Raw genomic sequence first — 1,276 nt, forward strand, 5'->3', positions numbered from 1 at the left:
TTATTTTTTAATGAGAGGCTATCCGCCTCTCAAACTCTCCGGAACGCTCACCAAAATCATGACATCAGACCCGCGTTTAATGAGAGGACTAACAAGTCTTGGTTCTTAGTGTCAAGGAAACCATTACATGGCGCCTAAAGGCGTCCTTGACAAAGAACCTAACGTCTTGTTTCGTCCTTCTCACGCGGCTCCGAAATCATGATTAGAAGGAGAGCTTTTAGGGGCATATACTTCCAAAAAAAGAGATAAAAATTATAAGCTATTTTATGAGATAAATATTTGAAAATATTATAAAAAATGCCAAAAAATAGTTGACAATAAATGGGTATTTTGTTATATAAATACTTAAGTGCAGAAAACACTAAACCAATAGCGGATAGATTACGAAACAATCTTTCCCTTGCCTTTAAAAACTGACTGTCTTTTATGCTTTTATTAGCATATATACTGATTTTGTCGGGTGTGGTTACGCCATACAATACCCCTTATGGGGAAAAGCATAACGACGGACTATTGGCCGTGTTTTCAACACCCGACACCCTTACAAGGTTGTCAAATGAAAACTTTATTAGCCAATAGGATATTTTATTATGAATGCTATCTCCAAAAAATATGAATTTATTGATGATTGTGAATATATCGATGGTCATTTCTTAACTCGAATTAGAGCCTTAAGAGATTTTGATGATGTCAAGGCTGGTGATCTTGGTGGTTATATTGAAAAGGAAAGCAACTTATCTCATGAGGGCAATTGCTGGGTTTACGATAAAGCACGCGTTTTTCAAAATGCAAGGGTTTATGAAAATGGTAAAGTGAAAAGCTTTTTTGTAGACGTTTATGGTGATGCACAAATTTATGGTAATGCTATTTTTGAAGGCATGACAATAAATGATTATTGTGAGGTTTATGGCAACGCCCATATTCAAAACGCTGTTGTAATTGAAGGTAATGCAAAAATTTATGATAACGCCTCTGTAAGTGGACATGCTCATATTTCTGATACATCTGTTATTTGTGATAATGCTCATGTCGGTGGCAATGCAAAAATAAGTGATGGTGCTTATATTTGTGATTATTCCTATGTCGTTGATGATGCCGTGGTTTGTGGGGCTTATGTATCTGGCGATTCTTGTATTCATAGCGCTGCCTCTTTAACTGAATATGATCAAATTCATGATGAGGCAATTCCAAGATTTGGTAGTGATGATGATTATTTTCGTGATGAGTATGAGGATGTTGCGTAAATAAAATAGCAGGTGCGGGGGGCGCCTGCTTT

At 36.4% G+C, this 1,276-nt stretch carries 1 protein-coding gene; it reads left to right on the forward strand.

Annotation, left to right across the window (positions count from 1 at the left end):
• Window positions 1–590: 590 nt before the first annotated feature.
• Complete coding sequence (locus ACFINH_RS09830; RefSeq protein WP_375632982.1) at window positions 591–1,244, forward strand: hypothetical protein; 654 nt, start codon at window positions 591–593, stop codon at window positions 1,242–1,244.
• Window positions 1,245–1,276: the final 32 nt, after the last annotated feature.

The organism is Bartonella sp. AA74HLJMH, from assembly GCF_042197045.1.
Taxonomy (GTDB): Bacteria; Pseudomonadota; Alphaproteobacteria; order Rhizobiales; family Rhizobiaceae; genus Bartonella.